20 protein-coding genes and 1 riboswitch are annotated in these 21,508 nt (G+C 69.7%); all 20 genes read right to left on the reverse strand.

Features of this window, described 5'->3' with window-relative positions; all coding sequences use genetic code 11:
* Positions 1–11: 11 nt before the first annotated feature.
* Positions 12–1,115 carry an LLM class flavin-dependent oxidoreductase gene (locus G6039_RS07020; protein WP_043796853.1) on the reverse strand — a complete coding sequence of 368 codons (1,104 nt, stop codon included), beginning with the start codon at positions 1,113–1,115 and terminating at the stop codon, positions 12–14.
* A complete protein-coding gene (locus G6039_RS07025) occupies positions 1,105–2,706 on the reverse strand; it encodes a dipeptide ABC transporter ATP-binding protein (RefSeq protein ID WP_043796852.1) in 1,602 nt (533 codons plus the stop codon). Before G6039_RS07025 ends, G6039_RS07020 begins: the two co-directional genes overlap by 11 nt.
* The gene (locus G6039_RS07030; RefSeq protein WP_043796850.1) at positions 2,703–3,596 is read right to left on the reverse strand and encodes an ABC transporter permease; all 894 of its coding nucleotides are present in this window, start codon (positions 3,594–3,596) and stop codon (positions 2,703–2,705) included. Before G6039_RS07030 ends, G6039_RS07025 begins: the two co-directional genes overlap by 4 nt.
* Positions 3,589–4,620, reverse strand: a complete 1,032-nt coding sequence (locus G6039_RS07035; RefSeq protein WP_043796849.1) for an ABC transporter permease — start codon at positions 4,618–4,620, stop codon at positions 3,589–3,591. The genes G6039_RS07030 and G6039_RS07035 overlap by 8 nt, the downstream gene beginning before the upstream one ends.
* 3 nt (positions 4,621–4,623) lie before the next feature.
* Positions 4,624–6,255: an ABC transporter substrate-binding protein gene (locus G6039_RS07040; RefSeq protein WP_043796847.1), complete on the reverse strand. Its 1,632-nt coding sequence runs from the start codon at positions 6,253–6,255 to the stop codon at positions 4,624–4,626.
* A 204-nt stretch (positions 6,256–6,459) separates the two neighbouring features.
* Positions 6,460–6,551, reverse strand: a riboswitch (SAM riboswitch).
* A 45-nt stretch (positions 6,552–6,596) separates the two neighbouring features.
* Positions 6,597–8,018 carry an MFS transporter gene (locus tag G6039_RS07045; protein ID WP_006943641.1) on the reverse strand — a complete coding sequence of 474 codons (1,422 nt, stop codon included), beginning with the start codon at positions 8,016–8,018 and terminating at the stop codon, positions 6,597–6,599.
* Positions 8,019–8,030: 12 nt separating this feature from the next.
* Positions 8,031–9,389, reverse strand: coding sequence for an NtaA/DmoA family FMN-dependent monooxygenase (locus G6039_RS07050; protein WP_043796845.1), 1,359 nt, complete (start codon positions 9,387–9,389; stop codon positions 8,031–8,033).
* A complete protein-coding gene (locus tag G6039_RS07055; protein ID WP_044476334.1) occupies positions 9,386–10,630 on the reverse strand; it encodes an LLM class flavin-dependent oxidoreductase in 1,245 nt (414 codons plus the stop codon). Before G6039_RS07055 ends, G6039_RS07050 begins: the two co-directional genes overlap by 4 nt.
* A 226-nt stretch (positions 10,631–10,856) precedes the next feature.
* Entirely contained in the window at positions 10,857–11,360 is a 504-nt protein-coding gene (locus tag G6039_RS07060; protein ID WP_043796843.1) for a GNAT family N-acetyltransferase, read from the reverse strand.
* Entirely contained in the window at positions 11,357–12,487 is a 1,131-nt protein-coding gene (locus tag G6039_RS07065; RefSeq protein WP_043796842.1) for an FAD-dependent oxidoreductase, read from the reverse strand. Before G6039_RS07065 ends, G6039_RS07060 begins: the two co-directional genes overlap by 4 nt.
* A 27-nt stretch (positions 12,488–12,514) precedes the next feature.
* Positions 12,515–13,474 carry an ABC transporter substrate-binding protein gene (locus G6039_RS07070; protein ID WP_029546669.1) on the reverse strand — a complete coding sequence of 320 codons (960 nt, stop codon included), beginning with the start codon at positions 13,472–13,474 and terminating at the stop codon, positions 12,515–12,517.
* 20 nt (positions 13,475–13,494) lie between these two features.
* Positions 13,495–14,277, reverse strand: a complete 783-nt coding sequence (locus G6039_RS07075; RefSeq protein ID WP_029546668.1) for an amino acid ABC transporter ATP-binding protein — start codon at positions 14,275–14,277, stop codon at positions 13,495–13,497.
* Positions 14,274–15,245 carry an amino acid ABC transporter permease gene (locus G6039_RS07080; RefSeq protein WP_006943626.1) on the reverse strand — a complete coding sequence of 324 codons (972 nt, stop codon included), beginning with the start codon at positions 15,243–15,245 and terminating at the stop codon, positions 14,274–14,276. Before G6039_RS07080 ends, G6039_RS07075 begins: the two co-directional genes overlap by 4 nt.
* Before the next feature lie 281 nt (positions 15,246–15,526).
* Positions 15,527–16,540 carry a sulfate/molybdate ABC transporter ATP-binding protein gene (locus tag G6039_RS07085; protein ID WP_029546667.1) on the reverse strand — a complete coding sequence of 338 codons (1,014 nt, stop codon included), beginning with the start codon at positions 16,538–16,540 and terminating at the stop codon, positions 15,527–15,529.
* Positions 16,537–17,343 (reverse strand): sulfate ABC transporter permease subunit CysW, encoded by an 807-nt coding sequence (cysW, locus tag G6039_RS07090; protein WP_010594194.1) that lies wholly within the window; start codon positions 17,341–17,343, stop codon positions 16,537–16,539. The genes G6039_RS07085 and cysW overlap by 4 nt, the downstream gene beginning before the upstream one ends.
* A complete protein-coding gene (gene cysT, locus G6039_RS07095; RefSeq protein ID WP_373566454.1) occupies positions 17,340–18,218 on the reverse strand; it encodes a sulfate ABC transporter permease subunit CysT in 879 nt (292 codons plus the stop codon). Before cysT ends, cysW begins: the two co-directional genes overlap by 4 nt.
* Positions 18,219–18,228: 10 nt before the next feature.
* A complete protein-coding gene (locus tag G6039_RS07100) occupies positions 18,229–19,260 on the reverse strand; it encodes a sulfate ABC transporter substrate-binding protein (RefSeq protein ID WP_006943619.1) in 1,032 nt (343 codons plus the stop codon).
* Between the two features lie 210 nt (positions 19,261–19,470).
* Positions 19,471–19,563, reverse strand: a complete 93-nt coding sequence (locus G6039_RS31395; protein ID WP_312026504.1) for an Ms4533A family Cys-rich leader peptide — start codon at positions 19,561–19,563, stop codon at positions 19,471–19,473.
* Positions 19,564–19,573: 10 nt separating this feature from the next.
* The gene (locus tag G6039_RS07105) at positions 19,574–19,744 is read right to left on the reverse strand and encodes a hypothetical protein (RefSeq protein WP_155951821.1); all 171 of its coding nucleotides are present in this window, start codon (positions 19,742–19,744) and stop codon (positions 19,574–19,576) included.
* Between the two features lie 107 nt (positions 19,745–19,851).
* The gene (locus G6039_RS07110) at positions 19,852–21,426 is read right to left on the reverse strand and encodes an FMN-binding glutamate synthase family protein (RefSeq protein WP_102800091.1); all 1,575 of its coding nucleotides are present in this window, start codon (positions 21,424–21,426) and stop codon (positions 19,852–19,854) included.
* Between the last annotated feature and the right edge of the window lie 82 nt (positions 21,427–21,508).

Genomic DNA, 21,508 nt, shown 5'->3' on the forward strand with positions numbered 1-21,508 from the left:
TGTCGGCCTCCTCAGGCGGTGGCGTAGCGGTTGACGGGGCGCGGCAGGCCGAGACGGTCCCGCAGGGTTCCAGTGGACGTCGGGTCCTGCCGCCGCAACACCGGCAGGACCCGTTCGGTGAGCGCCGCGACCGTGCCGGCGAGGGCCAGCGGACGTAGCACCACGCCGTCCAGGCCGTCCACGTCCCCGAGGAGTGCGAGCAGCCCTGCCGGGCCGCCGCGGTAGAACAGCGACTCCGGCGTGTAGGCAGCGCCGGCCCAGTTCTCGAGCTGGGCCAGGTCCGCGGCGGCGGTGGCGTCGTCCGCGGCGAGCAGCACGTCGATGTCGAGCAGCACCGCCGGTCGCCGATCACCGGCCTGCGCGCGCAGACGCTCGGCCAGGTTCGCGGCGGACCCGAGGTCGGCGGCCTCGATACGCACGAGATCGGCGCGTTCCGCGGCGAAGTCGAACGACTGCTCGTCCGCTGCCGCAACGGCGACGAGGGGCCGGCCCTGGGGTGACCGGGGCGTGATCGACGGACCTTTGACGGAGAAGTGCTCGCCGACGAAGTCGATGTAGTGCAGCTTGTCCCGGTCGACGAACCGGCCGGTGGCGACGTCGCGGATCTCGGCGTCGTCCTCCCAGCTGTCCCACAGGCGGGCCGCGACCTCGGCGGCCTCGGCGGCCTCGGTCCACAGTGAGCCGGTGCCCTGGGTGCCCTTGCGGCCGAACAGGGCGGCCCGGTCCTCACCCTCGGAGACGGCGACCTGCCACCCCGCACGGCCGGCCGTGGTGTGGTCGAGGGTTTGCACGGCCTTGGCCACGTGGAACGGTTCCGTGTGGGTCACCGTCGCGGTGGGGATCAGCCCGATCCGCGAGGTGACGGCGGACAGCCGGGCGGCGACGCCGACCGCTTCGAGCCGGCCGCGCACGGTGTCCGCACCGGAGTCGATACCGAACGAGTCGGGGAGGAAGGCCAGGTCGACGCCGGCACGATCCGCGCTGCCCACGAGATCCGCCCAGTAGCGGGCGGTGAACACGTCCTCCGCGCGTGAATCCGTGCGACGCCACGAATGCGGATGCGTTCCGGTTCCGCGGAATTCGAGGGCGAGCAACAACTGTGAACTATCGGGCATGCCGAACCTTCCCTGGAATGGCATCGAGCAGCAGTTTCGTGTACTCGTGCTGTGGTCTGTCGAAAATCTGTTCGGTGGTCCCGGATTCGATGATTTCGCCGGACCGCATCACCGCGACGGTGTCGCTGATCTGCCGGACCACGGCAAGATCGTGGGAGATGAACAGGTAGCTCAGCCCCAGCTCGTCCTGCAGGCGAGCGAGCAGGTCGAGGATCTGCGCCTGGACCGACACGTCGAGCGCGGAGACGGGCTCGTCGAGCACGAGGAGTTCCGGGTGCAGCGCGAGCGCGCGGGCGATCGCCACGCGCTGTCGTTGTCCGCCGGACAGTTCCGCGGGTCTGCGCTCGAGGTGTGCCGTGCTCAGCGCCACCTGCCCGATCAGCTCCGCAACACGTTCGGCGCGCTCGCTTTTCGTGCCGATGCCGAAGGCTTCGAGCGGTTCGGCGACGACGTCGCGGATGCGGAGCTTGGGATTCAGGGCCGCATAGGGGTTCTGGTGGACGATCTGCACCCGGCGACGGAGCTCGCGCAGGTCCCGGCCGCGCAGCGCGGTGATGTCCCGCCCGTCGAACCGGACCTGCCCGGACGTGGCGGATTCCAGTCGGATCGCGATGCGGGACACCGTGGACTTGCCGGAACCGGACTCGCCGACCAGGGACAGAGTGCGACCGCGCGGAACCGAGAAGGAGACGTCGCGCACCGCCTCGAGCGACGTGCGCCGGTCGATGCGGAAGGTCCTCGAGACCCCGGACACGGTGAGCAGGGGTTCCGCGGGTCCGCGGCCGGGCCGGGCCGCGGCGCCGGCAAGGCTCGGTGCGGCGGCGACGAGCGCCCGGGTGTACTCGTGCCGGGGGTTCTCGAGGATCTGCCGGGCCGGCCCGGTCTCGACGATCCGGCCCTGGCTCATCACGACGATGCGGTCGGCGCGGTCGGCGGCGACGCCGAGGTCGTGGGTGATGAGCAGGACCGCGGTACCGGTCTCGGCGATGCGGCTGTCGAGATGGTCGAGGATGCGCCGCTGCACGGTGACGTCGAGGGCGCTGGTCGGCTCGTCTGCGATGACGAGGTCCGGCCGGCATGCGAGCGCGATGCCTATGAGCACGCGCTGCCGCTGCCCGCCGGACAGGTTCTGCGGGTACTGCCTGGCACGGAGTTCGGGATCGTCGAGCCCGGCTTCCGCGAGGATGCGCCGCGCGTCGATCTTCGCGGTGCGCCGGTCGGCGAGACCGTGGATACGCAGGACCTCGGCGACCTGGTCACCGATGCGGACGACCGGGTTCAGGGACGTGGTGGGGTCCTGTGGCACGAGTCCGATGCGGGCACCGCGCACCTTCTCGAAGGCGCGTTCGGACAGGGAGTCCAGTCGCTGCCCGTCGAACGTGACGGTGCCGCCGGTGATCCGGCCGCTACCCGACAGCAGGCCGAGGATCGCGTGTGCGGTCGTCGACTTGCCGGAACCGGACTCGCCGACCACCGCGACGACCTCGCCCCGGGAAAGGGTGAAGCCGACACCGTCCACCGCGGTGACCGGGTCGCGACGGCTGCCGTACTCGACCCGCAGGTCGCGTACGTCCAGCAGGGCCGCGGTCATCGAGTGCTCCGTTCTTCGATGGCGTGACCGAGGCGGTGCGCCGACAGGACGACCGCCACGATGACCAGGCCGGGCAGTGTCGTCATCCACCAGGCGGTGGCCAGGTAGTTCCTGCCTTCGGAGATCAGCGATCCCCATTCCGGGGTGGGCGGCACCGCGCCGAAGCCGAGGAAGCTCAGCGACGACACGGCGAGCACGGCCATGCCGAACTCGACCGCCGCGAGCGCGACGACGGGGGCGTACGAGTTGCGCAGCACGTGCCGGCGCAGGACGGTGTGCCAGCGGACACCGCATGCGAACGCCGCCTCGACGTACAGGGCGCGGCGCACGCGCAGGACCTCCGACCGCATGACGCGGGCGAAGTTCGCGACGAGCCCGACGCCGACCGCGATCGCCACGTTCATGGTGCCGAATCCGAGGGCGGTGACGAGCGCCAGGGACAGCAGCAGGGCGGGGATGGACAGCAGAACATCGACGGCCCGCATGAGTAGGCCGTCGACCGCTCCGCCGACCGCGCCGGAGAGCAACCCGACGAGCGAGCCGACGACGAGAGCGATTCCGACGGCGACGAGCGTCGCGGTCAGGGACAGGCCCGCACCGTGCACGACCCGGGTGTACACGTCGCGCCCGATGTTGTCGGTGCCGAACCAGTGCGCCGCGGACGGCCCCTGCAACTTGTCGGCCGGGACACCCTGCAGCGGATCACCGGACGCGAAGACCGAGGGGAACAGGGCGAAGCCGACGGCGAGGAGCAGCACGGTCGTCGAGACCACGAGAACCCCGTAGCGGCGCAGGGCGCTCGTCGCTCCCCGGAGCCGGGACGGTCCGTGTGGCCCGGTCGCGGCCTGCGCGGATGCGGCGACCGGTTCCCGGATCAGGACGTCAGACATGAGCCTTCCTCTCCTCCTCCACCGCGAAGCCGGTGAGTTCGGTGGTCACCTCGGCGGGCGTCGGATGCGAGGGCGAACCGCCGCCGCGACGGCCGTCGGCGATGCGCGGATCGATGAGCGGATAGACCAGGTCCACCGCGAGGTTGACGAGCACGAAGATCACCGCACTGAAGACCACGATGCCCTGGACGACGGGAATATCCTGCGCCAGAACCGAAGTCTGGGTCAACCGACCGACACCGGCGCGGGAGAACACCGTCTCGACGACCACGGACCCCGCCAACAGGTTGCCGACTGTCACCCCGGCGATAGTGAATGCGGGGATGCTGGACAGCCGCAGTGTGTGCCGGGTCTGGATGCGCCACTGGGACGCGCCCTTGGCGCGAGCTGCTTCGACGAACGGTTGCCGCCATGTGGTCTGCAGGCTGGCGGCGAGGACCTGCGCGATCACCGCACCGGTGGGGAGCGCGAGGGTGATCGCGGGCAGCACCAGATGCTCGATGCCCTGGTCGCCGAATGCCGGAAGCAGCTTCATCCGGAACGAGAAGAGCTGGAGCAGAAGCAGTCCCACCCAGAAGGTCGGAACCGCGACACCGAGCGGCGGCAGCGAGAACAGCGTGCTGCGCAGCCACCGGGCGCCCGTGTACGTGGCGACGAACGCGATCGAGGTGCCGAGGAGCACGGCGAGCGCCAGGGCGACCGCGGCCAGGGCCAGGGTGCTGGGTACGGCGGCGGCGATCGCTTCGGTCACGGGTTGTCCCGTGACGATCGAGATGCCGAAGTCACCCCGGACGGCGTTGCTCAGCGCAGTAAGGTACTGCCCCGACAACGGACGGTCGAGCCCGTACCGCTCCTGCAGTTGCGCGACAGCGGCCGCATCCACCGGTGTGCCGCTGCCGGCGCCGTCGACCGCGATGCTCACCGGGTCGGACGGCAGCAGGTACAGCACGCCGAACGAGACGGTGAACGCCGCCCACAGCACCAACAGCGCCTGCACGAGCCGGGAACCGAGATACCGGGCCATGGTCTACTCGCTCAGCCAGGTGTCGAAGAACTGCAACCGGGCGGAGGCCTCGAACTTCAGGTCCTGCACCGCCCCCGCCGCACCGATGGCCTGGGACAGCTCCACGGTCGGCAGCCACAGGCCGTTGTCGAGGACCAGCTGCTGTGCCTGCTCGATCAGCTCGCCGCGTTCGGCCGGGTCGGTGGTGCGCAGCTGCGCAGACAGGACCTCGTCCAGCGGCGGGATCGGGCCGCGGTTGTTGAGGTTGCGCCCGTCGAGTCCGAACGTCGTGCGCAGGATGTCGCCGTCGGCGCGCGTGCTGTTGTAGTAGGTGGCGTCGAAGTCCTTCGCGCCCTGCCGGGCAGTGGCTTCCGGGGTGGAGACCAGGTCGAGCTGCAGGTCGATACCGACCTCGCGCAGCTGCTGCTGCACGAGCTCGAGGATCGCCTGGTTGCCGGCGAACACCGAACTGAACAGCACCGAGAAGGACAGGCGGTTGCCGTCCTTGACGCGGATGCCGTCCGGGCCGGGAACCCAGCCGGCGGCGTCGAGGATCGACTTCGACTTCGCCGGGTCGTAGGTGACGTCGTCAAGTCCGGCGTAGCCGGGGGTGCGGGAGGCGAGGGTGCTGGTCGCGGGCCGGAAATCGGGGCCGAGGACGGTGTCGACGAGTTCCTGGCGGTCGAGGGCCGGCACGATCGCGGCGCGCACCGCCGGATCGGTCAGGACGCCACGGGTGACGTTCGGCTGGAAACCGAACGGGACACCCGGGTTCGGCGTGGTGAGGATCCGTCCGCCGCTGCCTTCGATCTGGGAAGCATCCTGCGGCAGAGCATCGCTGATCGCGTCGAGCTGGCCGGATGCGAGGCTGCCGGTGCGTACACCGGACTCCGGGACGATCGTGAACTCGATGCGATCGAGGTAGGCCTCGCCGTCGTGCGCGAAAACGTCGGATCCCCACGAGTATCCAGTGCGCTTGACCAGCGTGGCGGACTTGTCCTGCTGGTAGTCCTCGTAGACGAAGGGACCGGTGCCGGACAGGTCGCCGGCGCAGCGTTCCTCGGCGGACTTCGCGACGTCCCTGTCGGACAGGAAGCCGAGTTGCAGCGTCGACGACGCCTGCAGGAACTGCGCGTTCGGTCCGGCGAAGGACACCTGGGCGGTGAGCGGATCGAGCACCGTGGTGCCGGTGTACCCCGACAGGTAGCTCGCCGCCAGCGCTGCCTTGGCGCCGGTGAGGGTCTGGACGATCGCGTCGAAGTTCTTCTTCACCGACTCCGCGGTGAACGGGGTGCCGTCACTGAATGTCACGCCGTCCTTCAGCCGGAACGTGAACGCCGAGGCGTCCCCGTTCACCTCCCAGCTTTCGGCGAGCCACGGCTTCAGTTCACCGGTCCCGGGGTCCTGATCGGTGAGCGAGTCGACGATCTGACGGGCGACGTAGATGGTCTGGTTGCTGCCGGCCTGCGCGGGATCGGCACACGTGGGGGCCTGGGACAGGCCGTAGCGCAGGGTGCCGCCGGGCTGCGGGGTGCCGCCACCGGAGGAAGTGCCCGCCGTGTCGGCGCCGCACGCGGCGAGCCCACCGGCGAGGATTGCGGCGGTGGCGCCCGCGACGGCGCGACGTCGGGCGGCAGAGGTGAACGGAACAGGCACCGGGGAACTCCATGATCTCGTGAGGCGCAGATGGCACCGCGCTTCGCGATGCCACCGGCCGGGCAGACGGTCGTAGTTCTTCGACTGGGTAGCGCCGCTCAGGCGCGACAGGATCGGGGGCGACAGATGCCCGAGCACTGACGGCACAGGTCGACGTGCAGGCGCGCCCACGCGCCCACGAACCCCTCGCCTGCCATGCCTTCTCCTCCATCGTTCCCGGCGGTAGCACCCTCACCTGCGGCAGGGGGTTGCTGCGACGTCCTCGAGCCGGGTCTCTCGGTCGCTCTGGATGGTTCCCGGTGACCGTACGCGTTGCGAACGAGTTCGGAGAACCCTTTCGCTCACCGTGATCGAAACCCGGCGCCGGCACGACGGCGCCGGTCGGCGAGCGCACAGAGCAGCGACACCGCGAGCATGGCGGCGCACACCGCGAGGCCGGCCGACGCGGCACCGGCGACGTCGTCCCCGTCCGTCGCCAGCGCCGACAGATACAGGCCGGACACCGCGGCGAGGGCGACCGTCGCGGACAACCGCTGTGACAGCTGCAGGAACCCGGCCGCGACACCGTGACCGCCCGCCGGGGACGACTCGAGCGTCAGCGCCCGGTTGGGTGCATCCACGAATCCACCCGAGAGACCCGACAGAGCGGCCAGCGCCACGAACACCGGCATCGTGGCGTCGTGCCGCACAGCGGCGGCGTAGCCACCGACGACGGCGATCTCGGCTGCCACCACCACGACGACCGTCACCCGGCCGTATCGCGCGACGACCCGCCACCCCACGGCCGAGGCGACGGCCATCGCCGCGGCGGCGGCGGACAGCACGGCGGCGGCCTGGACAGCGGCATAGCCGCGCCCCTCGATGAGGTACAGGCTCACGACGGTGTTCAGGGATAGCACCGCACCGAACCAGAACAGTGCGACCAAGGTGCCGAGGACGTATCCGCCGGATCCGGTCAGTTCGGGAAGCAGCACGGGCTTGCCGCCGCGCACGGCGACACGGCGTTCCCACCACAGGAAGGTGGCGAGTGAGACCGCCGCTCCCCCGACGGCGAACACCGCACCCACCGGACCCGGTTCGGAGACCACGGGCACCATCACCAGCGTCGTGGCCGCCGCGAGCAGCGCGAGGCCCCCGGCATCGACCCCGCTGCGGGCCGACGGTCGTCCCCGATCCGGGGGCAGGCGGCGGGCCGCGAGCACGAGTGTGACGAGTGCGCACGGCACGTTGAGAATCAGCAGAACACGCCACCCGTAGTCCCCGGGTGCAGCGCCGAGCACCAGCCCACCGACGAGTGGACCGCACAGCCCGGCGAGGCCTCCGGCCGTGCTGTAGGCGGCCAGGGCCCGGGCGCGCGCCGGGCCGGTGTAGTTCTCGGCCAGGATCCCGAGCACCTGCGCGCTGATCAGGCCCGCCCCGACCCCCTGACCGGCCCGTGCGGCGACGACCGTCCAGGGGTCGGACGCGACAGCTCCGCACACCCCCATGACCGCGAAGAGGGTCATGCCCGCGAGGAACAGCCGCCGCCGGCCGGCCACATCGCCGAGCCGGCCTGCCGGGACCAGCGCAAGACCGAAGCTCAGCGAGTATGCGGCCAGGATCCACTGCATCTGCGAAACGCCCGCGTCGAGACCGGTCCGCAAGGCGGGAAGGCCGATGTTCAGCACCGACGAATCGAGCAGGGTGGTGAAGCCGGCGGCCGCACAGACCGGCACCACCGACGTCGTCTGCCGGGGCGTCTGCGCCCGATCGGTGAGTGTCACGCGGGAGGTGGGTTAACCGCCGACCGCCACCGGATCGGCCGGCACCCGCAGCCCGAGGTTGTGCCGCAGCGTGGTTCCGGTGTACTCGACGCGGAGGACACCACGGTCCTGCAGCAGGGGCACCACCTCGTCGACGAAATCGTCGAGCCCCCAAGGCACGAGGTGCGAACCGAGGATGAACCCGTCCGAGCCGTCGTTCTGCACGAAGGCGTCGATCTGCTCGGCGATCCGTGCCGCGGTACCGACGAGGGGTCCGCGCTCGAACTGGTCGATCACGACCTCTCGCAGCGTCAGCTTCTTCTCCTCCGCGATCGCGCGGAGCCGTGCGACGGTCTCGAACCGGTCCTGGTGGACGAACGCCCGTCCCTGGATGATCGGCTCGGCGTCGGGGTCGGGATCGATGTCCGGCAGCGGGCCCTCCGGATCGTATTCGGACAGATCCCGATTCCAGATCTGCTCGAGCAGGATCAGGGCGGTCTGCCCGGTGACCTGCTGGTTACGGATCTCGTGGTACTTCTCGACGGCCTCGGCCTCGGTGTCACCGATCACGAAGCTCGCCGACGGCAGGATCTTGATGTCGTCGGCGGAGCGGCCGGCAGCGATCGCCCGGGCCTTGACATCTCGGTAGAACTCCGTGGCCTCGGGCAGCTTCCCGTACGGGGAGAAGATGGCGTCGGCGTTCGCGGCAGCGAAGTCCCGGCCCTGCGGGGACACCCCGGCCTGGAGGATCACCGGGCGTCCCTGGAGGCTGCGCGGAACCGTGAACCTGCCGTGCACGTCGAAGTGGTTGCCGTGGTGTTCGAAGGCGCCGGCGTCGGGTCGACGCAGGAACCGGCCGCCGGCCTTGTCGGCGACGATGTCGTCGCTACGCCACGAATCCCAGAGTTGACGGATGAGCGTCAGGTTCTCCTCCGCGCGCTCGTACCGGTGGGAGCGATCCAGGAAGCCGCCGCGGCGGAAGTTGTGCCCCGTGAAGGCATCGAAGGAGGTGACCACGTTCCACGCGGCCCGGCCGCCGGAGAGGTGATCGAGAGAGGCGATCTGCCGAGCCAGCTCGTACGGCTCGTTGAAGGTCGTGTTGATGGTGGCGGCCAGGCCGAGGTGGTCCGTGACGGCGGCCAGCGACGCGAGGACCGTGAAGGTGTCGGGCCGGCCGATGATGTCCTGATCGAAGATCCGGCCCGCGCGCTCGCGCAGCACGAGGCCCTCGGCGAGGAAGAAGAAGTCGAACTTGCCGCGCTCGGCGGTACGGGCGGTGTGCTCGAAGGTCGAGAACTCGATCTGGCTGCCCGCCCGGGGATCCCACCATGCGGTGTGGTGATTGACACCGCCGAGGTAGGCCCCGAGGATGACCTGCTTGCGTGTGCTCATCGGTCGTGTCCTTCGGTTCCGGCCGTGGTGACGGCGTAGCGGTGGGGAATGTCGGTCGGCAGATCCAGAAGTCCGCGCAGGGACGTGCCGGGGTACTCGGAGCGGAACACCGCGCGCTGTTGCAGGATCGGGACGAGCGCGTCGACGATGACGTCGAGGTCGTCGACTGCCACCCCGGGCCGGAGCCGGAAGCCGTCGATACCCTGTCGACGCCACTCACCGATCCGGTCGGCGAGTTCGGCCGCCGATCCGGTGAACACGAGTGCATCCGAGTCGAATGCGCTGCCCGCGAGTGCGTCGAGACGCCGGAGCCGCTCGGCGCCGCTCTCGCGCGGTGTGTCGAGGAAGACCATGAGGTCCGCGTACACACGCAGCGGTTCACCGACACGCCCGACCCGCACCCCCGCCGCCGTGACCTCGTCGACGAGGTCACGCACGCGGCGGGTGTCCGACGGGGTGACGAACACCAGATCTGCCTGCCGCGAGGCCAGTTCGTACGGAAGGTCGCGGTGGGCCAGCAGTGCGACCACCGGCTGCCCCTGCGGCGGTCGGGGCGTGATCGACGGCCCTCGAACGTGGAAGAACCGGCCTTCGAAGTCGATGTAGTGCAGCTTGTCGCGGTCGATGAACCGTCGTGTCTTCACGTCGCGGAGCTCCGCGTCGTCCTCCCAGCTGTCCCACAGCCGCCGAACGACCTCGACGGCGTCGGCGGCCTCGTCGAACAGGTCGTGGACGAACTCGGGCAGGCGATTCTCGGCGAGCGCCTGCCGGTCGCGCTTGTCGAGTCCGGGGATGTCGCGCCGGCCGAAGTGTGCGGCCTCCTGCGCGGAGGAGGACACCTTGACCTGCCAGCCGGCGCGACCGTGCGATGTGTAGTCGAGGGTGGCCAGCGCCTTGGACACGTGGAACGGTTCGGTGTGCGTGGTGGTGATCGTCGGGATCAGCCCGATGTGCCGGGTCGACGGTGCAACCCGCGCGGCGATCAGGTGCGCATCGAGCCGGACCCGTACCCGGTCCACCGCGTCGGGGTCCTCGCTCGTGTACGGGTTCGCGGGTACGGCAAGGGAATCCTCGATCGTGACGAAGTCCAGCAGCCCGCGTTCCGCGGTGGTGACGAGATCGGCCCAGTACGTGGGTGAGGTCAATTCGTCGGGGCGTGAATTCTCTTCACGCCACGCGGCGGGATGCCAACCGGCGCCGTCGAGCGCGACGGCGAGGTGGACGGGTGTTGTCGAGGTCATCGGCGAGACTCCTGGTCGGTGTGCGGCGGGGATCGGTGGCGTCACAGGGGCGTCCGGCAGCAGGGCGCACCGGCAGCACCGCGGGCTCGCGATGCTGCCGGGCCTGGTGGGGGGTCTTCGGGAGGATCGTGGCGGCGGAGAGTTCACACGAGAATCGGACGTCCGCACCCGTCACGACGGCTGCGGATGTCCGATTCGTGCACTGCTTCGAGCCGCTCGGCGCGGTTCAGTCCGTCCGCAACCGGATCAGCGTCTTCTCGAAGGGGTGCGGCCCGATCTCCTCGGCCGGTCGGCCGGGATCGAACAGGGCGGTGTATCCCGCGGCCAGGTACAGCGCGACCGCCTCGGGTTGACGCCACCCGGTGGTCAGGTAGATGCGGGCGTACCCCCTCCGGGCCGCCTCGGCCTCGAGTTCCTCCAGCACGAGTCTGCCGAGTCCGCGGCGGCGGTGCGCCTTCGACGTCCAGATGCGCTTGAGCTCTGCGGTGGTCGCGTCGTAACGGCGGAACGCGCCACCGGCGACGGGTTCTCCGTCCTCGACGAGCATCAGCAACGTCCCGTCGGGTTCGGCGAACTCGTCGGCCGGGTGGGTGGTGAGGGTGTGGATCTGCTCGTCGAGCGGACGTTCGTAGCGGGTGCTGTATTCGACGGCGAGTTCGGCGAGCAGCGGGGCGGCCAGCGGGTCGTCCTGCCGCACGGGGCAGACCTGGATGCGGCGGGCGGTGGTCATCGCGCGGTCACCGCCTCGCGGGTGCCGAACCGGAACGGCTCCGGCGCGACGGCCGTGCCCTCGACGAGCCCCGCGATCAGCTCCCCGATTGCGGGGGCGAACTTGAAGCCGTGCCCGGAGAAGCCCGCGGCCACGACGACGGCGCCGATGCGGTCCACGACGAAGTTGCTGTCGGGTGTGCTGGTGTACAGGCAGGTGTCGGCCACGGCGCTGCCCGGGTCGACGCCGGGCAGCCACCGGGCAGCGTAGGCGGCGAGCCGCGCGACGCCGGCGGGGTCGGCCCGGAAGGTTCTCGTCTCGGGCGTCACTTCGGGTCCGGTGCCGTGCTCGCCGATCTTGATGCCGTCCTCGGAGCCGAGCCCGTAGATGCCGGCTGTCGTGAGCAACGCGCCGGGGTGATGGACGAAGCTCGGCCAGTCGGGCCCCGTGACGGGAACGAAGTGCGCGGGCTGCTCCTGCGTCGTGCGCATCGCCGGGAGGCGGGGCGCCGGATCCGAAGCCCGGGTGAGCAACCGGTGCGACCATGCGCCGGCCGCGACGACGACATGCCGGCCGCGCACCACCGCGTCCGGGGTGACCACGTCGACGCCGTGTCCGTGGCTGTGCAGGCTTTCGACCACGATCCCGTGCCGCACGTCGGCCCCGGCCTGCGCCGCGGCCTCCTGGAACGCGGCGACCGCGCGGTCGGCGTGCAGCCGGCCCGCCTCGGGATGATGCACGACGGCCGTGTCGAACCGTATCCCGGGCCAACGACGTTCCGCGGAGCACGGCTCGAGGACCTCGTGCCGGATGCCGAGGGCGGCCAGCGACCGGGCACGCAACTCGACGACGGCGGGCAGTCCGTGGTCGACCGCGCCGGTGAGGGTCAGTACCTCCGTGCCCGTGGTGTCCTGCAGGTGCCGCCAGAGCGGCAGGGCACGGCCGGCGAGCGCCGTGTAGAACTCGCCGTCGTAGGCCTGCCGGTAGATGCGGGAACTGCCGTGCGAGGCGCCGCGGCGATGACCCGGCTCGAACTGCTCGAGCAGGGTCACCGACTTCCCGCGGGTGGCCAGACGCCACGCCGCCGCCGATCCGATGACGCCACCCCCGACGATCACGACGTCGGCCCGGGGCTCCACCCGGCTCATTGCTGTCCCTCCCTGGCTGTCGTCCGGTTACTGCTTCTTCGGCAGGCCCGGAGGATTGATCACCGACGTCTCGACCGCCTCGTTCGCGATACCCCATCGGTCGAGCACCTGCTGGTAGGTGCCGTTCTCGATGACGTGGTTGAGCGCCGCGTTGATCGCCTCGATCAGGCCGTTGTCCTTCTTGGTCAGGACCGCGATCTCGCCCTGCAGGTCCGGGCCCGCGCCGGAGAACGTGCCGGCGATCTCGGTCTCACCGGCCTGGATGACGTGGAACGACGCGGACGGATTGGGCCCGAAGTAGGCGTCGATGCGGCCGGAGCCGAGCGCGAGGTAGTAGTCGGTGGCGTTCTGGAAGTAGAGGATTTCGGTGGGCTCGAGGCCCGCGGCGACGTTCTGCTCGTTCCACTCGACGAGCAGCGCCTCCTGATTGGTGCCGGAGCTCACGCCGACCTTCAGACCCGCGACATCCTTCGGGTCCTTCACCTCGATCCCGCTGTCCTTCTTCACCTCGAAGGCGAGGTTGTCGAGGCGATAGGTGGAGAAGTCGTACTTCTCCTTGCGTTCCTCCGTGACGGTGACATTGGAGATGAACACGTCCGCCTCACCGGAGTCGACGCGCACGAAGTTCTGCGCCCAGTCCGCGGCGGTGAGCTCGACGTCGAGGTCGAGAACGTCGCCGAGGAGATGTGCGAAGTCGGTCTCGGAGCCGATGATGGTCTTGTCGTCGTCGGCGTAGAACCGCAGCGGAGGTGCGGTGCCGGCGGACCCCGTGACGATGAGGGTGCCGCGGTCGCGGATGGACTGCGGGACCTCGGCCGCGATCTCGGGTACGGGGTCGGTGGTGATGCGGTTCTGGTCGGCGGTGAGGTTGTAGCCGGCGGCGCCGGCCGCGTCGGGCTCGTCGGTGCCGCAGGCGGCGACCGACAGCAGGGCGACGGCGGTCAGGGCCGAGGCGACCAGCCTCGTGCGTCGGGTCAACGCGGACATCATTGCCTTTCGGGAGGACTTCAGAGGACTTTGGACAGGAAGGCGCGGGTGCGCTCCTGGGTGGGCCGGTCGAGAACCTGCGCGGGCGGACCTTGTTCGACGACGACGCCGCCGTCCATGAACACGACGGTGTGGGCAACCTCACGCGCGAAGCCGATCTCGTGGGTGACGATCACCAGGGTCGCACCGTCGCGGGCCAGGTCGCGGATCACCTCGAGCACCTCGCCGACCAGTTCGGGGTCGAGCGCGGAGGTCGGCTCGTCGAACAGGATCACGGCCGGGCGCAGCGCGAGGGCGCGGGCGATGGCGACCCGCTGCTGCTGCCCACCGGACAGCTGTTTGGGGTAGTCGTGGATCTTGTCGCCGACGCCGACCCGGTCGAGCAGTTCCCGGGCGAGCGTCTCGACCTCGGCGCGGTCGCGACGCTGCGCGGAGATCGGCGCCTCGATCACGTTCTCGAGCACGGTCAGGTGCGGGAAGAGGTTGAAGCTCTGGAACACGAATCCGATGCGCGACCGTTGACGGAGGATGTCCCTCTCGCGCATCTCGTGCAGCTTGTTGCCCCGGCGGCGGTAGCCGACGAGTTCGCCGTCGATGCGGACCGTGCCGCGGTCGACCTTCTCGAGATGGTTGAGGGTGCGCAGCAGGGTGGACTTGCCGGAGCCGGAGGGACCGAGGATCACCGTGACCTCGCCCTTGCGGACTTTCAGGTCGACACCCCTGAGGACCTCGAGGGATCCGAACGACTTGTGCACGCCCCGGACGTCGACGGCGTACGGGGTGGGATCGACCGGCGTGGTCATCGGGTGGCTCCCCGGGGTGCGGCGATACCCGAGTCGCGGATCTCGCGGAACTTGGCGACGGTCTTCTGCCAGGGGGTGAGCGGGAGGGCGCGGGACGAGCCGCGCGCGTAGTGCCGCTCCACGTAGTACTGGACGATCGACAACGCGGTGGTGAGCACGATGTACCAGACGGTGGCCACCATGAGCAGGGGCACGACCCGGCCGTTGCGGCCGAAGACGACCTGCACCTGATAGAACAGCTCGGCGATCGCCATCGTGGAGACGATCGAGGTGCCCTTGAACAGGCTGATGACCTCGTTGGCGGCGTTGGGCAGGATCGATCGCATGGCCTGCGGCAGAACGATCTTGAAGAACTGCCGGCGGCGAGGGATGCCCAGGGCCTGCGCCGCCTCGATCTGGCCGTGGTCCACGGAGATGATGCCGGCGCGGATGATCTCCGCCGAGTAGGCGGCCTGATGCAGGGCCAGGCCGATCACCGCGGCGGTGAAGCCGGAGATCACGCCGGTGACCTCGAACTCGAAGAACGACGGTCCGAACGGGACACCCAGCGACAGCGTTCGGTACAGGTACGCGATGTTGAACCAGAACAGCAGTTGCACGATGAGCGGGATGGATCGGAACGCCCAGATGTACACCCAGGAGATCACCTGCAGGACGGGATTCCTGGACAGCCTGCCGACGGCGAGCAGCACGCCGAGCCCGAATCCGAGAACCGTTCCCCACACGGTGAGTTCGATGGTCACCACCAGGGCCGAGAGCACGGACTGTGCGGTGAAGTACCGGGCGAACGTCGCCCAGTCCCAGCCCGGGTTGGTAGCCAGGCCGTGCACGAACTGCGCCACCAGGACGAGGGCGAGGGCGGCGACCAGCCAGCGCAGCGGGTGGCGGGCGGGGGCGACGACCAGCCCGGCGTCGTCGGGCTCGGCGGTGCTCGCCGGCGCGGGACGGATCCCGGTCGGCGCGCTCACGCCGACCCACCGGGGAAAGCGTTCATCGGGTAGTACCTTTCACGGATCTCGGGTGAGTGATCGGCGTGCACACCGAGCGGGCGGGGCGCGTGGAGATCACTGTCGCCCGGCGGGGTCCTGCTCGTCACGGATTCCGATCCGGGTGATTCGAACCCGCCGCAGGACCCGAGCAGTCTGCGGGGTGATACCGCACGCCTGAATGGCCGAATGTCACACGGGTTCGATCCAACTGAACCTGTGTGACATTCGGCCGTGTGAGGCGCCGGTGGGCGGGCGTGGCTCTAGCCGATCGGCACCCGCGTCGTCTCCGGCAGCGCCGGTTCCTCGGTCGCGCGCGCATAGACGGTCTCGCCGGGCGCGAGACCGAGAGCGCGTGCGTCGCCGCGGGTGACCTGCGCGGTGAAGTCCTCACCGGTCGCGGCGTTGCGCAGCTCGACGCGGACCTCGAACCCGAGGTGCACGACCCGCTCCACCGTCGCGCGGGTGACACCCACGGACCCGGCGGTGCCCGCGTCCTGGGCGCGGGCGAGATCGGGTTCGCGACCGAGACGGATGTCGTGCGGCCGCACCAGCTTTCCGTTGAGCCTGGAGACATTGCCCAGGAACGACATCACGAAGTCGTTCGCGGGCCGGTCGTACAGGTCCCGCGGGGTTCCGACCTGCTCGATGCGGCCCCGGTTCATCACGGCGATCCGGTCGGCGACGTCGAGCGCCTCCTCCTGATCATGGGTGACCAGCACGGTGGTCACGTGCACCTCGTCGTGCAAGCGGCGCAGCCACGTGCGCAGGTCGGCGCGCACCTTGGCGTCGAGCGCGCCGAACGGTTCGTCGAGCAGCAGCACCTTGGGATCGACGGCGAGGGCGCGGGCCAGGGCCATGCGCTGGCGCTGGCCGCCGGACAGCTGTGCCGGATAGCGTTGCTGGAACCCGTCGAGCCCGACGATGCCGAGCAGTTCGTCGACGCGGCGGCCGATTTCGGTCTTGGGCCGCTTGCGGATCTTCAGTCCGAACGCGACGTTCTCGCGGACGGTCATGTGCTTGAACGCCGCGTAGTGCTGGAAGACGAAACCGATGTCCCGCTTCTGCGGGGTCACGCCGGTCACGTCGTCGCCGCCGATGCGCACGATGCCGTCGTCGAGGGTTTCCAGTCCGGCGATGGACCGCAGCAGCGTCGACTTACCGGAGCCCGAGGGTCCGAGCAGCGCGGTGAGCGACCCGGACGGGATCTCGATGTCGACGTCGTCGAGGGCCGCGAAGTCGCCGTAGTTCTTTCGTGCGCCCGTGACGGTGATCATCTGGTACTCCTCTTGCGGTCGAGCAGGGTCATCAGCAACAGCACGATCACGGCGATGGCCATGAGCAGGGTCGCGGCGCAGTAGGCGCCGAAGGTGTTGTGGTCGTCGATGTAGCGGGAGTGCACCAGCAACGTCAGGGTCTGGGACACGCCGGGGAAGCCGGACGAGACCATGATGACAGCCCCGAACTCGCCGAGCGCGCGGGCGACGGTGAGGACCACGCCGTACGTCAGGCCCCACCGGATCGAGGGGAGGGTGATGCGCCGGAACGTCTGCCAGCCGTTCGCGCCGAGTGTCGCGGCGGCCTGCTCCTGTTCCTGGCCGATCTCGTGAAGCACCGGTTCGACCTCGCGCACGACGAACGGCAAGGTGACGAAGATCGTGGCGATCACCATGCCCGGTAGCCCGAATATCACCTTGAATCCGAGGGATTCGACACCTCCGAACCACCCGCCGGCACCCCACAGCATGATCAGGGCGACACCGACGACGATCGGTGAGACGGCGAACGGCAGGTCCACCACGGCTTGCAGCAGCCCGCGGCCGCGGAACCGGCCGCGCACGAGCGCAAGTGCGACGACGACACCGAACACGACGTTGACGGGCACCACGATGGCGACGATCAGCAGCGACAGGTTCAACGCCGAGATCGCCGCGGGCGTGCTGATCGACTGGAGGAACGCACCCACGCCGTTCTCGAATGTGCGGTAGAGGATCACCCCGATCGGAACGAGCAACAGGACCAACAGGTAGCCGAGTGCGATCGTCCGCAGCGAGATTCGCGTCCACGGGGAGACCTTCATCGGTCCTCCTCCTCCCGGCGCAGGCTGCGTCCCGTTGCCAGGCGCAGCACGAACAGCACGACGAAGGCGATGAGCAGCAGTGCCACGGACACCGCGGCAGCGTTCACCGGGCGGTCGATCTCGATCTGCTGCTGGATGTACTGCGACGCCACCTGGGTCTCGTACGGGATGTTGCCGCCGATGAGCACGATCGATCCGTATTCGCCGAGGGCACGGGCGAACGCGAGCCCGGCACCGCTGACGACAGCCGGGGTCAGCACGGGCAGTACCACGGACCGGAAGATGGTCAGGTTGTTCGCGCCGAGGGACGCCGCGGCCTCTTCCACCTCTCGGTCCGCTTCGAGGAGCACCGGCTGCACCGAACGCACCACGAACGGCAGCGTCACGAATGCCAGCGCGACGACGAGCCCCGGCTGGGAGGCGTTGAGATGGATACCGATCGGGCTCTCCGGCCCGTACAGCGCCAGCAGCACAATGCTCGCCACGATGGTGGGCAGCGCGAAGGGCAGGTCGATCAGCGCATTGACGAACTTCTTGCCCGGGAACTCGTCGCGCACCAGTACCCACGCGATGAGGGTGCCCATGACCACGTTGACGACCGCGACGATTGCGGAGACGACCACGGTGATCCGCAGCGTCGCCAGCGCGGCCGGGGCGGTGACGGCGTTCCAGAAGCCACTCGGACCGTCGGCGAACGCCTCGGTGGCCAGCGCCGCGAGCGGCAACAGAACGATGACGGACAGCCACAGCACGGCCACTCCGATGCCGAGCGGTCCGACCGTGCCGGTGGCTGCACGCAGCGGAGTGCGGCGGCGCGTCGCCGGGGCGGGAGCCGGCCTCGATCCCACCCCGGTGGCGCTGTCGGTGATACTCACTGTCCGGGCTCTACTTCGTGGCGTTGTCGTAGATCACGGCGATCGAGCCGGTCTCGGCCTTGAACAACTGCTCGTCGACAGCCTTCCAGCCGCCCAGGTCCGCGATCGTCCACAGCTTCGCCGGCTGCGGGAAGTCGGCCGCGAACTCCTCCGCCACCGCGGGGTCGACGGGACGGAAGCCCGCCTCCGCCCACAGACGCTGCGCCTGCGGGGTGTAGAGGAAGTCCGCGAACGCCCGTGCCTTCTCGGCGTTCTTCGAATTCGTGAGCACTGCAGCCGGATTCTCGATCTTGAAGGTGGTGGGCGGGGTGACGTGCTCGACAGGGTCGCCGTTGCGCTCGATGAACAGCGCCTCGTTCTCGTAGCTGAGCAGCACGTCGCCGGAGCCCTGCAGGAACGCCTCGGTGGCCTCGCGACCGGACTTGGGCTGGATCTTGACGTGCTCGTTCACGAGTGTGGTGACGTAGTCCAGACCCGCCTGCGGGTTCGCGCCGCCGTCGCTCTTCGCCGCGTAGGGGGCGAGCAGGTTCCACTTGGCCGAGCCGGAACTGAACGGGTTGGGCGTGACGACCTCGAGGCCGGGCTGCAGCAGGTCGTCCCAGTCGGTGATGTTCTTGGGGTTGCCCTCGCGCACCACGATCGTCACCACCGAACCGAAGGGAATTCCGTTGTACGGACCGGAGTTCCAATCGGCCTCGACGAGCCCGGCGTCGACGAGACGGGTGATGTCCGGCTCGACGGAGAAGTTGACGAAGTCCGCCTCGGCGCCGTCCTTGACCTTCCGGGACTGATCGCCGGAGGCGCCGTAGGACTGCTGGAACTCGACGTCCGCACCCTCCTCGGTGGCCTGGAAGGCGGGGATCAGCTTGTCGAATCCGGGCTTCGGCACGGCGTACGCGTACAGGTTGATCGTGCCGCCGGAGCCGTCGCCGCTGCTCTCACCTCCGCCCACGGTGTCGCTGGATCCGCCGGAGCACGCGGTCAGCACGGTCGCGCCGAGGGCGGCGAGGGCGGTGACGAACAGACCCGAACGTCTCTTCATGAGGTGATGCCTTTCCTGCAGGAGTGTCTCTGTGCGAGACCGGGGGAAGACCCGGACACACCGGTTCGAGGAGACGCTCCGCAGGACGGACGAAGGTGGTGGAGACGTGGACCCGAACGAGTCGGGCCGACGAATGTCACGCCGGACGGGGCGACGCGACTCCTCGGCAACCGGGGGCGGCAACGATGCCGCAAGGGTTGGTGACGGGAGTCAGCGACGACAGTCGACGTCGGCGACCGCGCGCACGCCGACAGCGATCAGCGCCAGTTCATGGCGGACGCGAGGCACGGCGGTAGCGGACACGCGGCAGACTCTAGCAGAGGCACTCGGCCTGTTCGGCGGTGTCGCCCGGAAGCGCGCGCAGTCCGGTGGCGCGACCGCCGCCCCCGCCGCCCATCGCGTCCATCGCCTCGCCGAGGAGCAGGCAGCCGGCGAACACGACACCGCCGACGGTGAGAACCGTGGCGTACATCTTGTCGATCACGATCTGCCTCCCGGCGGGTTCCGCGGTGTCGCGAGTGGTCGTGCTCCAGCGTGACGCGGGATCGGCGCCCCGAACTGTCCGGATTCTGGACAGCGACCCGACCCGCGTCACGGCACTGTGCGCGCGCCGGGCGAGCCCTCGCCCCCCTCGGCCGCGGCGACCCCGAGCATCAGCCGCGTGATCTCTTCCCGGTCCGACGCGCCGGGCAGGCCCCAGCCGGGCTGGTAGCCGTACATTTCCGCGAGCGTGATCGCGCGGCGGTTGCCGTCCGCCACCTCGACGTCGGTCGGGGTGATCAGACCGGGATGCGCGACGCCGCACGCCTCGGCCAGCTTGAAGATGTCCCGGCGCAGCGCCCGGATGTAGTTGGCGGCGCGCACCGACTTCAGCTCCACGTCGAGCCCCCGCTCGAGCCACGGGTTCTGGGTGGCGACGCCCGTCGGACACCGGTCGGTGTGGCACTTCTGGGCCTGGATGCAGCCGATCGCGAGCATCGGCTCCCGCGCGATGTTCACCATGTCGCAGCCCAGGGCCATCGCCACCACCGCGTTGTCGGGCAGTCCGAGCTTGCCGGCGCCGATGAACGTCACGTCGTCGCTGAGGCCCGCCTCCGTGAACAGCTTGTAGACCCGGGCGAAGCCGCTGCGGAAGGGCAGCGAGACCGCGTCCGTGAACACGAGCGGCGCGGCGCCCGTGCCACCCTCGCCGCCGTCGATCGTCACGAAGTCGACGCCGCGGTCGGAGTTGCACATCGCGTCGACGAGGTTCTGCCAGAACGCCATGTCGCCGACCGCCGACTTGATGCCGACCGGCAACCCGGTCTCGTGGGCGATCAGCTCGATCCAGTCGAGCATGCTGTCGACGTCGTGGAACGTGGTGTGCCGCGACGGGCTGACACAGTCGCGGCCCTCCGGGATGCCGCGGATCTCGGCGATCTCGGGGGTCACCTTGGCTCCGGGCAGCAGGCCGCCGAGGCCGGGCTTGGCACCCTGGCTCAGTTTGATCTCGATCGCCCGCACCGGCGCCGACTCGACGACGGCCTTCAGCCGGGCCAGGTCGAACCGGCCCTCCTCGTCGCGGCAGCCGAAGTACGCGGTGCCGATCTGGAAGATCAGGTCTGCCCCGTTGCGGTGGTAGCGCGACAGCCCGCCCTCGCCGGTGTTGTGCAGGCACCCGCTGGCGGCGGCACCGCGGTTGAGCGCCGAGACGGCGGCCCCGCTCAGCGAGCCGAAGCTCATCGCCGAGATGTTGACGATCGACTGCGGCCGGAACGCCTTCGCCCGCCCGCGCGCCCCGCCGAGGATCTTCGCCGACGGGATCCGCAGCTCCTCCCCGGCGTGCGGCGCCGCCGACGGCGGGGTCTCGGAGAACGTGCGGTGCTTGATGATCGTGTAACCGTCGGTGTATTCGACGTCGTTGTCGGTGCCGAAACCGAAGGTGTTGTTCACGAGTTTCGACGACGCGTACACCCAGCGACGCTGATCGCGGGTGAAGGGGCGCTCCTCGTCGTTGCCGGTGGTGATGTACTGCCGCAACTCGGGACCGACCGCTTCGAGCAGGTAGCGGCCGTGCCCGACGACGGGGAAGTTGCGCAGCAGCGCGTGGCGTCGCTGCAGCAGGTCGTACGAGGCGACCGCGGCCATCGCCGCGGCGGGGATTCCGAGGGCTTTCGACCACTTCATGGGGCCACCGTACGACGCTGCCGCGATGCCCGCCGACCTTCGTGAACGCGGTTTCGGGAGCGGGCCGCGCGGGTAGGCAGTG

Source organism: Rhodococcus aetherivorans, assembly GCF_011058165.1.
GTDB lineage: Bacteria > Actinomycetota > Actinomycetes > Mycobacteriales > Mycobacteriaceae > Rhodococcus > Rhodococcus aetherivorans.

Bases quoted from the DNA above. Each gene is read 5' to 3' on its own strand.
- G6039_RS07060 (WP_043796843.1), bottom strand. From the start codon at position 11,360: ATGACCACCGCCCGCCGCATCCAGGTCTGCCCCGTGCGGCAGGACGAC.
- G6039_RS07030 (WP_043796850.1), bottom strand. From the start codon at position 3,596: ATGTCTGACGTCCTGATCCGGGAACCGGTCGCCGCATCCGCGCAGGCC.
- G6039_RS07050 (WP_043796845.1), bottom strand. From the start codon at position 9,389: ATGAGCACACGCAAGCAGGTCATCCTCGGGGCCTACCTCGGCGGTGTC.
- G6039_RS07110 (WP_102800091.1), bottom strand. From the start codon at position 21,426: ATGAAGTGGTCGAAAGCCCTCGGAATCCCCGCCGCGGCGATGGCCGCG.
- G6039_RS07035 (WP_043796849.1), bottom strand. From the start codon at position 4,620: ATGGCCCGGTATCTCGGTTCCCGGCTCGTGCAGGCGCTGTTGGTGCTG.
- G6039_RS07075 (WP_029546668.1), bottom strand. From the start codon at position 14,277: ATGACCACGCCGGTCGATCCCACCCCGTACGCCGTCGACGTCCGGGGC.
- G6039_RS07020 (WP_043796853.1), bottom strand. From the start codon at position 1,115: ATGCCCGATAGTTCACAGTTGTTGCTCGCCCTCGAATTCCGCGGAACC.
- G6039_RS07085 (WP_029546667.1), bottom strand. From the start codon at position 16,540: ATGATCACCGTCACGGGCGCACGAAAGAACTACGGCGACTTCGCGGCC.
- G6039_RS07055 (WP_044476334.1), bottom strand. From the start codon at position 10,630: ATGACCTCGACAACACCCGTCCACCTCGCCGTCGCGCTCGACGGCGCC.
- G6039_RS07065 (WP_043796842.1), bottom strand. From the start codon at position 12,487: ATGAGCCGGGTGGAGCCCCGGGCCGACGTCGTGATCGTCGGGGGTGGC.
- G6039_RS07100 (WP_006943619.1), bottom strand. From the start codon at position 19,260: ATGAAGAGACGTTCGGGTCTGTTCGTCACCGCCCTCGCCGCCCTCGGC.
- G6039_RS07070 (WP_029546669.1), bottom strand. From the start codon at position 13,474: ATGTCCGCGTTGACCCGACGCACGAGGCTGGTCGCCTCGGCCCTGACC.
- cysW (WP_010594194.1), bottom strand. From the start codon at position 17,343: ATGAAGGTCTCCCCGTGGACGCGAATCTCGCTGCGGACGATCGCACTC.
- G6039_RS07025 (WP_043796852.1), bottom strand. From the start codon at position 2,706: ATGACCGCGGCCCTGCTGGACGTACGCGACCTGCGGGTCGAGTACGGC.